The sequence below is a fragment of the Acinetobacter sp. 24-47-64 genome (genome assembly GCF_057737055.1).
The window spans coordinates 558,785-572,562 of sequence record NZ_CM173215.1; the positions used below are offsets into that span (position 1 = coordinate 558,785).

Below are 13,778 nucleotides of genomic sequence, written 5' to 3' on the forward strand. Positions count from 1 at the left end.
GTTATCTCTTTGAAACAACGTGCCGCACATCGCTCATCTCAACTTCCTCGTTATACATTTACAGTTGAGAGACTTTCACACGAAGGGCGAGGGATCGCACATTTTCAAGGACAGGAACATCCTCAAGACAAATTGGGTAAAAAGGTCTTTATTCGTTTTGCACTGCCAGGAGAAACAGTAGAAGCTCAAATTACCCATCAGGCAAAAAAATTAGAAGAAGCTGATTGTGTGCAGTTGATTGGGGCGCCGAGTCCAATTCGTACACAGCCAGTTTGTCCACATTTTGGAAAATGTGGAGGCTGTAATATGCAGCACATAAAATTAGATGAACAAATTCGTTTAAAACAATCAGTTTTAGAGTCGCATCTCACCCACTTTGCAGGTGCTCTTCCAGAGTCGTGGCTAGAACCATTGCGTTCGACACGTGAAGATTATCGTCACAAGGCTCGTATTGGCGTTCGCTACATTGCTAAAAAAAATAAATTAGTCATGGGTTTTCGTGAGGCTCAATCTAATCAGCTTACTGAAATTAAAACCTGCAAAATTTTAGATGCAGAGCTAGATGCTGCGTTACCTCACCTCAAGGTACTCCTTGAAAATCTAAAAGCAAAAGCAGATATAGGTCATATCGAATTGGCGAAAGGAGATCAAGAGGTTGCACTTTTGATACGTCATACCAACAAATTACTGCAAAATGATGTCAACCAACTGCGTGAATTTGCGTTAGAAAGATCATGGCAGCTTTATTTGCAACCAGCTGGTGTAAGTAGTGTTCATCGTGCGGATGGTGACCTATCTGAGCGATTACATTACTCACTACTGGATTTTAACGTGACGTTTGGATTTAAACCGACTGACTTTACTCAGGTTAACCCCACCATTAATCCACAAATGGTGAAGCTGGCATGTGAATTGCTTGACCTGAGCGGAAATGAGCGTGTTCTTGATTTATTCTGTGGTTTAGGGAATTTCTCATTGCCACTTGCACGTTCTGTAACACGGGGTGAGGTCGTCGCGGTGGAGGGAAGTGAGGAAATGGTGATGCGTGGGACAGAAAATGCACTGAAAAACGGCATCACAAACGTAAAATTTTATGCTCAGGATTTAACGCAAGATTTTTCGCAACATTCTTGGGCAAATCAAGGGTTCGATGCACTCTTAATAGACCCTCCACGCGCTGGAGCTGAAGAAATTATGCACTATGTGCCAAATTTTGGTGCAAAAAAAATCGTCTATGTTTCCTGTAATCCTGCTACATTAGCACGTGATACAGGGATTTTAGTACAACATGGTTATCAGTTGAAGAAAGCTGGTGTGATGGATATGTTCAGTCATACAGGCCATGTTGAATCTATTGCTTTATTTGAAAAAAGCTAGTGCTAAGTGTTGATTTAATAAAATGAAGATTAGATTTAAAAAAGGAGAAGGGTATGGTCACAGTACGTGAGCAGTTACCTGGACGACTGACTGAGTTGTCTGAGGAAACGACTGTAGAACATGCCGCTGAAGCGCAACTTGGTTTAGCAACTTGGCTAGACCGTGCGCGGATTATTTTAGACGGTGCAGAACTTAAAAAATTAGAAGAAGTCGCTCTTAGTGTTTTAAAAAAAGAACTGACTTCTGATCACCATCATAAAACCAATACCTTCGCGACTGGCTTAGGTATGGCAGATATTTTGGCTCACCTACATGTTGATGAAGATACTTTGTCAGCAGCGATGCTTTATCGTAGTGTGCGTGAGGGCATGACGTCGCTTGAGGAGATTCGTAAAAGCTTTGGTGAAAGTGTCTACAATTTGGTGAAAGGCACTTTGGCAATGGGTAAGTTGTCAGAGCTGATCGAAAAAAATAAACGTTTAGAAGATCACTTCAATAATAATCAGCGTGAACATTTAACTGGGATTTACAAGATGTTGATCTCAGTAACAGAGGATGTTCGCGTTGTATTAATCAAGTTGGCTGAGCGTACGCTGGCTTTGCGTGAGTTGGCAAACTCTCCAAAAGAGCGTCAAGAGCGTGTCGCACGAGAAATTTTGACCATTTACTCGCCCTTGGCGCATCGTCTTGGTATCGCGCAGTTAAAATGGGAACTTGAAGATCTTGCATTCCGTTATTTAGCACCAGAGCGCTATAAAGAAATTGCATCTTTACTCAATGAAAAACGCTTAGAGCGCGAACAATATATTCAATTCGTGGTCGATAAGCTGAAAAGTGAGTTGTTGAAGCATGGCATTGAGGCTGAAATCTCAGGTCGTGTGAAACACATTTATTCGATTTATCGAAAAATGAAAAGCAAAAACTTAAGTTTCGATCAGCTATATGACATTCGAGCTGTTCGTGTATTAGTTCAAAATGTATCTGAGTGTTATCACGCTTTGGGGATCGTACACCAAATCTGGCGTCATATTCCCCATCAATTTGATGATTACATCACTAACCCGAAAGCCAATGGTTATCGCTCTTTACATACTGCAGTGATTGCTGAAAATAAATCTTTAGAGATACAAATCAGAACCACTGAAATGCATGAAGAAGCTGAGTTAGGCGTTTGTTCTCATTTCAATTATAAAGAAGGTGCGAAAACTACAGATTATTCATTTAATCATCGTTTACACTCTTTACGTTCCGTGCTTGAGCATTATCAAGAACGAAATGAAGCAGGTGCGCATCCGAATGAAGACGAAACTGAAAATTTCAATCAGCTTCAAGATTTTGAAGATTTTGAAAAAATTTATGTTTTTAGTCGTGATGGTGACATCAAAGAATTACCACGTAATTCAACCGTTTTAGATTTTGCATACCATGTGCATACGGAGGTTGGCAACAAGTGTTATGCAGCACGTGTAAACCAACGTTATGTGCCACTGACTTATACATTAAAAACAGGTGAACAAGTCGAGATTTTGACCAAGAAAGATCGTGAGCCAAATCGTGATTGGTTGGTGAACTCTTTAGGTTATATCAAGACAGCACGTGCAAGAGACAAGTTGCGCCATTGGTTCAGACAGCAAGACCGTAGTAAGAACTTAGAAGTCGGTCGAGAGATTCTCACCAAGGAATTATCACGTCTTGCAATTCACCCAAAAAGTATTGATTTGAGTGATTATTGTGCTCACTTTAACGTTAAAACAGGTGAGGACATTCTTGTATCCTTGGTGAGTGGAGATATCAGTCTTCATGCATTGATTAATCAAGTCAATCGTCATATGCACTTGGATCAAGATGAGCCTGAGTTAGTGCTGAAGCCAGCATTAAATCCACGGGCGAGTCATACATTATCAGCGCATGGGATTCTGATTGACGGTTTGGATAATGTTGAACTACATATTGCACAATGTTGTCAGCCTGTTCATGGTGAGTCGATTGCTGGATATATCACACTCAATCGTGGCGTGAGTATTCATAAGGTGGCTTGTCCGGATTATGTGCGTATGATCAGCCAAGAACCTGAACGCGCTGTTGAAGCAGATTGGGAAATGCAACCCACAAGAGGGCAGAGTGTCCAAATTGTGGTTGAGGCTTATGATCGTCGAGGACTGCTGAAGGATCTAACCCAAGTGATTTTTTCAGATCAGATTAATATTCGCCAAGTGAATACTATTTCGGAAGCGGATGGTATTGCCAATATGAAACTATTGATTGAGGTCAAAGGTTTGGCTCAATTGTCTCGCTTGTTGGCTCGATTGGAACAGCAACCAGGCATCATTAGCGCAAGACGTTTGGTTCAAGGAAATTAAAAAAAAGCCTGCTTTAGCAGGCTTTTTTATGACTGATCACTCAAATAGAGTTAAATCAGATTTTGCATTTTTTAGAACCTTGATAGATTCCAATATTATCGATGTTTGCTTGCGATGCAGCTTTGATCTGTTGCTGTAATGGAATATTTGCAGCATCAGAAGTATCGCTTTCACCCGCTACAGAGTTTGCAACTTGCCCCATTTTTGTTGCTTTTTCTGAGTTGCCACCGAAAGTAGATAATGCATTACCTGCCATACCCGCCCATTTGCTCAATGATTTAGCTGGCGTTTGGGTTGCAGCAGCTGCAATATTTTTATCAGCATTTTCTAAGTTACGCTTAGCATTGGCTTTTTCAACAGCTAGTGTTGCACAATCCATTGCCTTGAGTTCAGCAGTTGAGTGTTGTTTCGTTGGTAGTTCACCCGAAGCTTGAGCAAGAGTCGTTGTTAAAGCAGTAGCGATAGCTAAAGTTAAAATTTTTTTCATTATATATTCTCATTTGTAACGCATTGTTATAAATGCCCCTGTTGGGGCGAGAGAATATACACAAATGTGACTAATTTGTCATTTCTTTTTACTTAATATTAAATTTGTCACTCTATTGATCAATTGAGGACTGAATCTTGACAGGTGATACATTAGTTCAGTTTTGATGCCAACCGTATGGTGAGTCACGGTTAAGTGATGGCTTTTTAAACGTGCGACACGGTAAATTTCCTGAGCAACGTCTTGGGCGCTGAGACTGACTCCCATATTTTGAATCGTACCCGCATCCATGCCTTTTACCATGGCAGTCTGAACAAATAATGGCATGATGTCTAATACGCGTATTCCATATTTTTGCCATTCAACATCAAGACCTTCTGTAATGCCGCGAACAGCAAATTTACTTGCTGAATAGGACACTAAATCAGCTTGACCATAGATAGCAGAAGCAGAGGACATATTGATGATACGTGCGTGGGAGGCCTGTTTTAAGAAAGGGAGCGCAGCATGACAGCCATTGAGAACGCCGTTAACATTGATATTAAATGTTCGATGATGCGATGAGATATCTGTATTTTCGAATGCCCCTGAATATAAGATGCCAGCATTATTTAATAATATATTTATTTCACCAGCCCATTCGTTGAACTCAGTTAAAGCACTTTGCCATTGGTCGTATTGGGAAACATCTAGCAAACCCGCTTTAGCATTTGGCCCTAAAGATTGAGCCAATTGTTCAGCTTGTTCGAGATTGATGTCATAAATACCGACTTTATAACCTTGCTGATAGAATAATTTTGCGGTAGCTGCGCCAATCCCTTGTGCTGCGCCACTGATAAAAATACTAGATGTCATCGAAAATCCTTGTTGTTTTACATCATTTTATGTTCCTAGTTGAGCATAAGATTGTTCATTGAATCAACAATATCTTTAAACTCATCATTCACTAGAGATCAACTTTCATGGAAAAACTTTTAAATATCATGCAAGAGCTTCGTGCGAAATGTCCATGGGATCAAAAACAAACGCCTGAAAGCTTGACTCGCTATGCGATTGAAGAAGCTTATGAGGTTGAAGAAGCAGTTCGATCACAAAATACAGCGCATATAAAAGAGGAATTAGGAGATCTTCTGCTGCAAGTTGTATTTCAAGCGCAAATGTATAGTGAGCAAGGAGCATTTAATTTTCATGATGTGGTGGAAACGTTGTGCGACAAGTTGATTCGAAGACATCCTCATGTCTTTCAATCGGCTCAATTTGAACAACTGAATGAACAGCAGGTGAGTGAACTTTGGCAAAAAATTAAGGCTGAAGAGAAAAAAGACAAAACTAAATCACGTTTAGATGAAATTAAAGCGGGTCCTGCCTTAGATCAAGCCGAACAAATTCAAAAAAATGTAGCTCAGATTGGATTTGATTTCGAAAATGTTGAGCAAGCGTATGAAAAGTTAGATGAAGAGTTATCTGAATTGAGAGAGGCGCTCAACCATCAAAATTCCGACGAAATACAAGAGGAGTTTGGAGATTGTTTATTTTCTTTAATCAATGTTGGACGTAAAATCGGCATTTCAAGTGAGATGGCTCTACTTGGAACCATCCACAAATTTAAACAACGTTTTTCATACATTGAGTTGCAGGCAAAAAATAGAAATACGCCCATTGAAAATATGAGTCTCAAAGAAATGGACCAATTGTGGGATCAGGCAAAAGTGTATCTAAAACAACATAACAATAAAATTCAGGTTCAACATGAATAGCATCTTTTCTTTTCTTCTTCTGATATTTACTGCATGTGTGAGTTTAATCAGTTCGGCATATCCACAACAGTTTGATCAATCTTACTTAAAATGGAAAGCAGAGCAAGAAGCTCATGATCAACGACTTAACCGGCAAAGTGCGAACCATTATTTATCTCGACCAGCCGTAAATACATCATCAAAGCAAGCAGCTGGTGGTGTCGGGCAATCAACTAAAGTTCGTCTTAATACGGCTTCAATGGTTGAACTACAAATGATTAAAGGAGTGGGTGAGAAGAAAGCTGCTGCAATTATTGAGTATCGGCAAAAGCATGGCAGTTTTAAGTCAGTAGATGAACTTCAAAATGTCAAAGGAATAGGTCCAAAGTTTATCGAAAAGAATCGCAACCAGTTAGCCCTCTAACACATTTTTATAGAGATCAAATGGCACTAAGGGGTGTTGAAATTTAATCAATTTTGACGGTGAATCTTGGAGAATAAAATTGCCCTTTGATTGTGTTAGAGCTATGATTAGCACAATTATGATTTTACGTTCTGACGTAGGAGACAGCGTCTTTTGCAAACTTTGCACGCGTCAAAGTGCGGTTTATCCACTGCACAATTACCTTCTTCCATTTTAGATGTTATTGATTCTTTAACTAAAGCCGGCTATGAAGCTTATATCGTCGGTGGTGGTGTCCGTGATTTGATGCTTGGACTTGCGCCTAAAGATTTCGATGCTGTAACCAATGCGACACCTTCACAAATCAAAGAAGTATTTGGTCGTCGTTGCCGAATTATTGGTCGTCGTTTTGAGTTGGCTCATGTCTATTCTGGTCGTGAATTAATTGAAGTGGCCACTTTCCGAGCTCCTCCTAAAAAAGCAGTGACTTCTGCTGCAGGGATGATTCTAAGAGATAATAATTGGGGCTCAATTGAGGAAGATTTTGCTCGTCGAGATTTCTCAATCAATGCGATGTATTACCAACCGCGTAAGGGTATCGTTCTTGATTTCTGTAACGCTATTGATGATATAAAAACAAAAACATTGCGTTTATTGGGTGATCCAAAGTTACGCTTTGAAGAAGATCCAGTTCGTATGTTACGAACACTGAGATTTGCTGCGAAACTTAACTTTAAAATTGATCCTGCAATTTTAGACGTATTTACACCTGAAGCAACCTTGCTTTTACGTGATGTATCACCACATCGTTTATATGATGAATCTCAAAAGTTATTCACAATGGGGCATTTGAATCGTGTGCTCCCGATGTTGATTGAGTTTGGAATCTGGAAGCAATTATTTGCAGATATTCCTCCTCATATTGATGCATTTATTGAACGTGCAGCGAAAAATACAGATCAGCGAATTCAAATTGGTAAAACGATCAACCCTGCATTTTTCTATGCGGTATTGTTGTGGAAACCATTCCTTGAGCGTTGTGATTTTTATATGCACAAAGGTGTTGTGGCAGCTGAAGCACGTGCTCAAGCTGGCTTAGATGTGCTGAAGCGCCAAGCGACACGCACGATTATCCCGCGTTTTGCAGAAACATTTATTCGTGAAGTTTGGGAAATGCAAACTCGTTTGTTGAACCCAAAACCTCAGCAAATTGAAGCACTCTCAGGTCATGCTCGTTTTAGAGCAGGTTTTGACTTTATGTTGCTGCGTGAAAAGTCTGGAGATCAGACGACCAATGGCATGGGTCAATGGTGGGATGCTTATCAGTTGATGTCTTTGGACGAAAAAGAGCGTGTGATTGCGCAGTACAATCGTCAACGTATTAAATCACGACGTAAAGTTGCCGTGGCCGAAGATGTTGCGGAAACAAAGCCTCAGCAGATTGAACCGCTAGTTAAAGAAACGGAGTCACGTAGCCGCCGCAGTCGTAAGGCCGCTTCAGCGAATGAGCGAAGAACAGAGCAAAATGCGAGTATCGCTTTGGATAATGGTATTGCAGCTGATCATCCTATTTTGAAGCGTAAACGTGTCAAACGCGATTTAAATACAGTGGTGTTTGGTCCTATCCAATGACAGTACGAACATATATTGGACTGGGAAGTAATTTAGGTGATTCTCAGCAGTTGATGGCAGAAGCCTATACGAAACTGGCAATGCTGGGTGTGGTGAAAGCATCAAGGCTTTATCATAGTCCACCTATGGGTCCTCAAGACCAACCACATTACCACAATGCGGTCGTTCGTTTAGATACGAGTCTAACGGCGCTTGAATTATTAGATGAATTACAAAAAATAGAAAATGAAGCAGGGCGGGTGCGTTTACGTCGTTGGGGTGAACGCACACTCGATTTAGATCTATTGTTATATGGTGATCAAACGATTCAAAATGATCGCTTAACTGTTCCGCATATCGGGATATTTGAGCGAGATTTTGTCATACTGCCGTTATTAGATCTGGATGTCGAATTAGAAATTCATGGACAGAAAATTCGAGAAACGAATATTGCAAAACACAGCCAATTGGATGTTTTAGCAGATTCATCTTGGATCAATATTTAAACTTTAAAATGTTCTAAGGAACTGTGTTAGAGGACATCTTATGATCAGTCTGAGCGATTTAAGACAATTCAAACAGCAAGGTCGAAAATTTTCATGTCTGACTTGTTATGACGCCAGTATGGCGAAGGCAATGGAAATTGCTGAAATAGATACCATTTTAATTGGTGATTCGCTTGGGATGACTATTCAAGGCCATGATTCAACGTTGCCTGTGAATGTGGAAGATATGGTCTATCACACCTCAGTTGTACGTCGTGGAAATAACCATGCTTTCATCTTAACTGATCTGCCTTTTATGAGTTATGCCACACTCAATGATGCACTAGTAAATTCGAAAAAAGTGATGCAAGCTGGTGCACAAATGGTCAAGCTTGAAGGTGGTGCTTGGCTTGCTGAAACGGTAGAAGTATTGACTCGCAATGGTATTCCAGTGTGTGTCCATCTTGGACTAACGCCACAATCCGTTCATGTATTTGGTGGCTATAAATTACAAGCCAAAACGCGTGAAGCTGCGGATCAGCTGATTGCTGATTGTAAAGCCGTTGTTGAGGCTGGGGCTGCAGTGTTATTGCTAGAGTGTGTACCTGCACAATTGGGTCAAGAAATTACAGAACTATTTCCGCATGTACCTGTGATTGGTATTGGTGCTGGAGCACAAACCGATGGTCAAGTTCTGGTTGTTCAAGATATGCTGGGATTAAACTTCGGTCGTGTTGCACGTTTTGTACGTAATTTTATGAAAGAACAGTCTGGTGAAACGGCCATTCTTGATGCAATCAAATCGTATCATGTTGCTGTACTAGATCAATCTTTCCCTGCTAAAGAACATACGTTCCAAGTTGAGCTTTAATCATGAAAACTGAAACAACAATCCATGGTTTAACCGCATCACTTCATGCTGCTCGTCAAGCACGAAAGACTATTGGTTTTGTCCCGACCATGGGGAATCTACATCAAGGTCACTTAAATTTAGTACGTGAAGCACGTAAATTATGTGATGTGGTTGTGGTCAGTATTTTTGTGAATCCGATTCAATTTGGACCAAATGAAGATTATGACAGTTACCCACGCACACTTGATCAAGACAGTCAGTTGTTGGCTGAAGAGGGTTGTGACATTATTTTTGCACCTTCAGTTGAGCAAATGTATGGCAGTCAACCTCGCTTAACAAACATTAGTGTCGGTCAAATTACCAATGATTTATGTGGTGCTCAACGTCCGGGGCACTTTGATGGTGTTGCGGTAGTGGTAACGAAGTTATTTAATATCGTACAACCACATTTTGCATTTTTTGGTCAAAAAGACTACCAGCAGTTGGCTGTGATTAAGACAATGGTACGTGACTTGAACATGCCGATTGAAATTATTGGTGTGCCAATTGCACGTGCTGAAGATGGTTTGGCATTAAGTTCACGTAATGGTTATCTTTCGGCTGAACATCGTCAAATTGCACCAGTCATTTATCAATCTTTAAAAACTGCTGAAACAAATTTAAAACAAGGTCAAACGCTTACAGAGGTTCTTGCTGAGATAAAATCAACTTTAAGTGATGCTGGCTTTGTCGTGGATTATGTTGAAGCACGTAATCCAATGTTGCAGGCAGTAGAGCAATTTGACCAAGATATTGTGTTATTTGTTGCTGCGAAAATTGGTTCGACACGCTTGATCGACAATTTACAAATCAGTCATTAAAACAAGATTAAACTCGATGATGATCGTCAGGTGTGGTGCATGAAGCGAATTCTTATTGTTACAGGACAATCCGGTTCAGGGAAGTCATCTGCATTGCAGGTTCTCGAAGATTTAGGTTATTACTGTATCGATAATTTGCCGCTAGCATTACTTCCTGAGATCGTTGGAAAGTTAGATCGAGAAAATAATTTAGAACAATTGGCTTTAGGGGTTGATGTTCGGAGTACACGCGCTGATTTGCAAGAATTTGAGCAAGTTTATCAGCAACTGGAAAAACATGGTGAGGTCGAGGTGATTTATCTCACCACCAAAGATCAAGAGTTAATTGCTCGTTTTAGTGCTTCGCGTCGACCTCATCCACTGGCGAATCGTTTTAAAAGTCTGAATGAGTGCATTCAGGAAGAGAAACAATTACTGTTGCCGATTCAATTAAGAGCAACTGTACAGATTGATACATCAGATAAAAGTGTCCATGATCTTAAAGATACATTATTATCCCGCTTAGGGCAGGTAGATAACTTAATTGTTATTTTACAGTCTTTTGGATATAAGCATGGTATTCCGTTGGATGCTGATTTTATTTTTGATGTGCGGCATTTACCCAATCCACATTGGGATTTAGAGCTTAGAAAATATTCGGGCTTAGATGAGCCCATTGAAAAATTCCTGACATCATTTGACCAAGTGAATATGATGTTTGAGGATTTAAAGCAATTTTTAGAGAAGTGGTTGCCTGCCTTTGCAGAAGGGCATCGCCATTACATTACGGTTTCGATTGGATGTACAGGTGGTCAGCACCGCTCTGTATTTATTGTGGATAGACTCAAAAAGGCGCTTGAGGCACAATGGTCTATTCAGGTCTTGCATAGAGAAATGAAGCACTGGTCATGATTGACACAACTGTTGACGTAATTAACAAATTAGGATTACATGCGCGTGCGTCAGGCAAGCTCATTGAGGTCACTACCAAATTTCGAAGTTCGATTAAAATTGGTAAGGGCGATAAATTAGTCGATGCCAAAAATATTATGTCTTTGCTCATGCTCGGTGCAGGCAAAGGAACTACATTAAGACTAGTGATTGAAGGGGCAGATGAAGAGAAAGCTTTGTCTGACGTTCAAGCATTATTCGCAGCAAAATTTTACGAGGCTGAATAATCGTGGCACGTCGATCGCAACGTTTTACTGAAGATGATTTTGAGTCTTTAGAAGGACGTGCAAGTAAAACTGAACAAAAGAAAGCTGTACAACGTATGGCTGCTTTAGGGGCTCAACTTGCTGAGTTACCCAAAAAAAAGATTGAAAGTCTTCCTGTGGAAGAGCGCTTAATTGAAGCTCTTTTGGATGTTCAATTGATAACATCAGGTGAGGCTCGTCGTCGTCAATTTTTGCGTATTGGTAAATTATTACGCAATGAAGACGAGAGCATGATCTTATCTTATTTGACACCTCAACAAGGGGCGAAAAAGACAGCGCAATTGCACCGCTGGGTCGATCGTATGATTGCACAAGGTGAGCCTGTTATTAAAGAATTTATGAAGACTTACAATGCTGCAGAGCAGCATGCAATACGTCAGCATTTACTTCGTATTGAACGTGATATTCAAAAAAACTTAGGTGAGGATGCTGTTGCACAATCTAAGTTAAATTTGCTGAATTACGTTCAGCAAGTTGCGCTCATCTCTGATCGTTAATGGTCATAAAAAAGGTCTGATGTTTCAGACCTTTTTTTATTTCTTAGATGCTTAATATTTAGAGTGCAGCACGATCTTTTGCCCAATCTCGTAATACAAACTTTTGCAGTTTGCCTGTTGAGGTTTTAGGAATTTCAGTAATCACTACGTCTTTGGGTACCTTGAATCGAGCAAGATGTTGTTTGCAGTATTCAATGATTTCTTCAGGTGTAGCTTGTTGCCCTTGCTTCAATTCAATAAATGCGCATGGAACTTCTTGCCAACGTGGATCAGGTTTTGCAACAACTGCAGCTGTCAGCACGGCAGGGTGTTGATACAGTACTTCTTCCACTTCAAGTGAAGAAATATTTTCACCACCAGAAATAATCACATCTTTCGAGCGATCTGTAATTTTGGCATAACCATCAGGCTGGCATACGGCAAGATCGCCAGTATGGAACCATCCACCAGCAAATGCTTCAGCGGTGGCTTCAGGGTTCTTCAAGTAACCTTTCATGACAATGTTGCCACGGAACATAATTTCCCCCATGGTCTGACCATCGTTCGGTACAGGCAGCATCGTTTCAGGATCCAATACTTTCATCCCATCTTGAAGTGGATAAGGTACACCTTGGCGTGAATGTAGTTGAGCTTGTTCTTGGATGCTTAAATCACTCCAGCCTGCTTGCGAAGCACATAGCGCTGATGGTCCATAGGTTTCAGTGAGACCATAAACGTGGGTAACATTGATTCCTAGATTTCGCATACCTTCAATAATGGCAGCTGGTGGCGCTGCACCAGCAACCATCACTTCGACTCGATGATTAATTTCGCGTTGTTGCTCTTTTGGTGTGTTGATCAACATGGACAATACAATTGGTGCACCGCAGAAGTAATCGACTTGATGATCCGCGATCAATTGATAGATCTGTGCTGGATCAACTTTTCGAAGACAAACATTTGTGCCACCGTTGGCGGCCATGGTCCAAGCGAAACACCATCCATTACAATGGAACAGAGGCAAAGTCCATAAATAGGTGGCACGGGGTGTCATACCACAAGCAATGATATTACTCGCTGCATTAATATAAGCCCCACGATGATGATAGACCACACCTTTTGGATTCCCAGTTGTGCCTGAGGTGTAGTTTAAGCTGATGGCATCCCATTCATCCTGTGGTAATTGCCACTCAAACTCAGGATTACCTTGTGAAAGCCAAGATTCATACTCAATTTTTCCAATACGGGGCGCTTGATCATTGAATTCATATTCAGTATCTGCAACATCGATAACATAAATGTCCTGAGGAACTTGTGCTAAAGCTTCCTGTGCTAATTCTGAGAATTCAGGGTCAACTAAAAGTACTTTTGATTCAGCATGTTCAAGCATAAATGCGAGTGTTTTTGCATCTAGGCGCGTATTTAATGTATTGAGTACAGCGCCTGCCATAGGCACTGCAAAATGCGCTTCGATCATGGCTGGAATATTTGGAAGTAATACCGACACAGTATCATTTTTTTGAATACCAAGCTTTTGCAGCTGATCGGCAAATTGACGGCAACGTTTGTACTTTTCTTTCCAGCTAATCCGGCGTGTACCATGAATAATTGCATCTTGCTGAGGGTAGATATAGGCCGCACGCTCTAAATATCTGAGTGGAGAAAGGGCAACAAAATTTGCTGGCGTTCTAGGTAGTTCGTCATACGGACTTAAATTCATTTTAGTATCCATCTTCATTTTTATAATCCTGAGTAAAAGATAAGCAAAAAATAAACGGAATACATTTATCCTTTAGTCGAGCAAACGTGACATTTTGTCAATTAGGCGAAATTTCATATTTTTTAACTTCATTTTATTGCGATTTATTCGTGAAGTTGGTGATATTTATTTGTGCTGAATAATGTAATTGATCGAGAAATAGGGTAAATTTTAA

14 protein-coding genes are annotated in these 13,778 nt (G+C 40.4%); 11 read left to right on the forward strand and 3 right to left on the reverse strand.

Annotated elements, in window-relative coordinates; translation table 11 throughout:
* The first annotated feature begins 9 nt into the window (after positions 1–9).
* Positions 10–1,377 (forward strand): 23S rRNA (uracil(1939)-C(5))-methyltransferase RlmD, encoded by a 1,368-nt coding sequence (gene rlmD / locus AC1M85_RS02730; protein ID WP_488213503.1) that lies wholly within the window; start codon positions 10–12, stop codon positions 1,375–1,377.
* Between the two features lie 53 nt (positions 1,378–1,430).
* On the forward strand, positions 1,431–3,737 hold the full coding sequence (locus AC1M85_RS02735; protein WP_035265331.1) for a RelA/SpoT family protein: 2,307 nt from the start codon (positions 1,431–1,433) through the stop codon (positions 3,735–3,737).
* Positions 3,738–3,792: 55 nt separating this feature from the next.
* Here AC1M85_RS02735 and AC1M85_RS02740 read toward each other — a convergent pair whose 3' ends face one another.
* Positions 3,793–4,224 carry a hypothetical protein gene (locus AC1M85_RS02740; protein ID WP_035265332.1) on the reverse strand — a complete coding sequence of 144 codons (432 nt, stop codon included), beginning with the start codon at positions 4,222–4,224 and terminating at the stop codon, positions 3,793–3,795.
* Positions 4,225–4,302: 78 nt separating this feature from the next.
* The gene (locus tag AC1M85_RS02745; RefSeq protein ID WP_481593324.1) at positions 4,303–5,079 is read right to left on the reverse strand and encodes an SDR family oxidoreductase; all 777 of its coding nucleotides are present in this window, start codon (positions 5,077–5,079) and stop codon (positions 4,303–4,305) included.
* 107 nt (positions 5,080–5,186) lie between these two features.
* Here AC1M85_RS02745 and mazG point away from each other — a divergent pair, with 107 nt between their 5' ends.
* From mazG to yjgA, 9 genes are all read left to right on the forward strand, one after another.
* Complete coding sequence (mazG, locus tag AC1M85_RS02750) at positions 5,187–5,981, forward strand: nucleoside triphosphate pyrophosphohydrolase (protein WP_488213504.1); 795 nt, start codon at positions 5,187–5,189, stop codon at positions 5,979–5,981.
* Positions 5,974–6,384 carry a ComEA family DNA-binding protein gene (locus tag AC1M85_RS02755; protein WP_488213505.1) on the forward strand — a complete coding sequence of 137 codons (411 nt, stop codon included), beginning with the start codon at positions 5,974–5,976 and terminating at the stop codon, positions 6,382–6,384. Before mazG ends, AC1M85_RS02755 begins: the two co-directional genes overlap by 8 nt.
* 153 nt (positions 6,385–6,537) lie before the next feature.
* Positions 6,538–7,995, forward strand: a complete 1,458-nt coding sequence (pcnB, locus tag AC1M85_RS02760) for a polynucleotide adenylyltransferase PcnB (RefSeq protein WP_488213506.1) — start codon at positions 6,538–6,540, stop codon at positions 7,993–7,995.
* Positions 7,992–8,480 carry a 2-amino-4-hydroxy-6-hydroxymethyldihydropteridine diphosphokinase gene (gene folK / locus AC1M85_RS02765; protein ID WP_035265339.1) on the forward strand — a complete coding sequence of 163 codons (489 nt, stop codon included), beginning with the start codon at positions 7,992–7,994 and terminating at the stop codon, positions 8,478–8,480. Before pcnB ends, folK begins: the two co-directional genes overlap by 4 nt.
* A 40-nt stretch (positions 8,481–8,520) precedes the next feature.
* A complete protein-coding gene (gene panB / locus AC1M85_RS02770; RefSeq protein WP_035265341.1) occupies positions 8,521–9,330 on the forward strand; it encodes a 3-methyl-2-oxobutanoate hydroxymethyltransferase in 810 nt (269 codons plus the stop codon).
* Between the two features lie 2 nt (positions 9,331–9,332).
* Positions 9,333–10,172 carry a pantoate--beta-alanine ligase gene (gene panC, locus AC1M85_RS02775; protein ID WP_488213507.1) on the forward strand — a complete coding sequence of 280 codons (840 nt, stop codon included), beginning with the start codon at positions 9,333–9,335 and terminating at the stop codon, positions 10,170–10,172.
* A 39-nt stretch (positions 10,173–10,211) separates the two neighbouring features.
* Entirely contained in the window at positions 10,212–11,063 is an 852-nt protein-coding gene (gene rapZ, locus AC1M85_RS02780; protein WP_488213508.1) for an RNase adapter RapZ, read from the forward strand.
* Positions 11,060–11,329: an HPr family phosphocarrier protein gene (locus tag AC1M85_RS02785; RefSeq protein ID WP_488213509.1), complete on the forward strand. Its 270-nt coding sequence runs from the start codon at positions 11,060–11,062 to the stop codon at positions 11,327–11,329. The genes rapZ and AC1M85_RS02785 overlap by 4 nt, the downstream gene beginning before the upstream one ends.
* A gap of 2 nt (positions 11,330–11,331) precedes the next feature.
* Positions 11,332–11,865, forward strand: coding sequence for a ribosome biogenesis factor YjgA (yjgA, locus tag AC1M85_RS02790; protein ID WP_488213510.1), 534 nt, complete (start codon positions 11,332–11,334; stop codon positions 11,863–11,865).
* Between the two features lie 58 nt (positions 11,866–11,923).
* Here the strand turns inward: yjgA and AC1M85_RS02795 are convergent, their stop codons facing one another.
* Positions 11,924–13,564 (reverse strand): acyl-CoA synthetase, encoded by a 1,641-nt coding sequence (locus AC1M85_RS02795; protein WP_481587552.1) that lies wholly within the window; start codon positions 13,562–13,564, stop codon positions 11,924–11,926.
* Positions 13,565–13,778 lie beyond the last annotated feature (214 nt).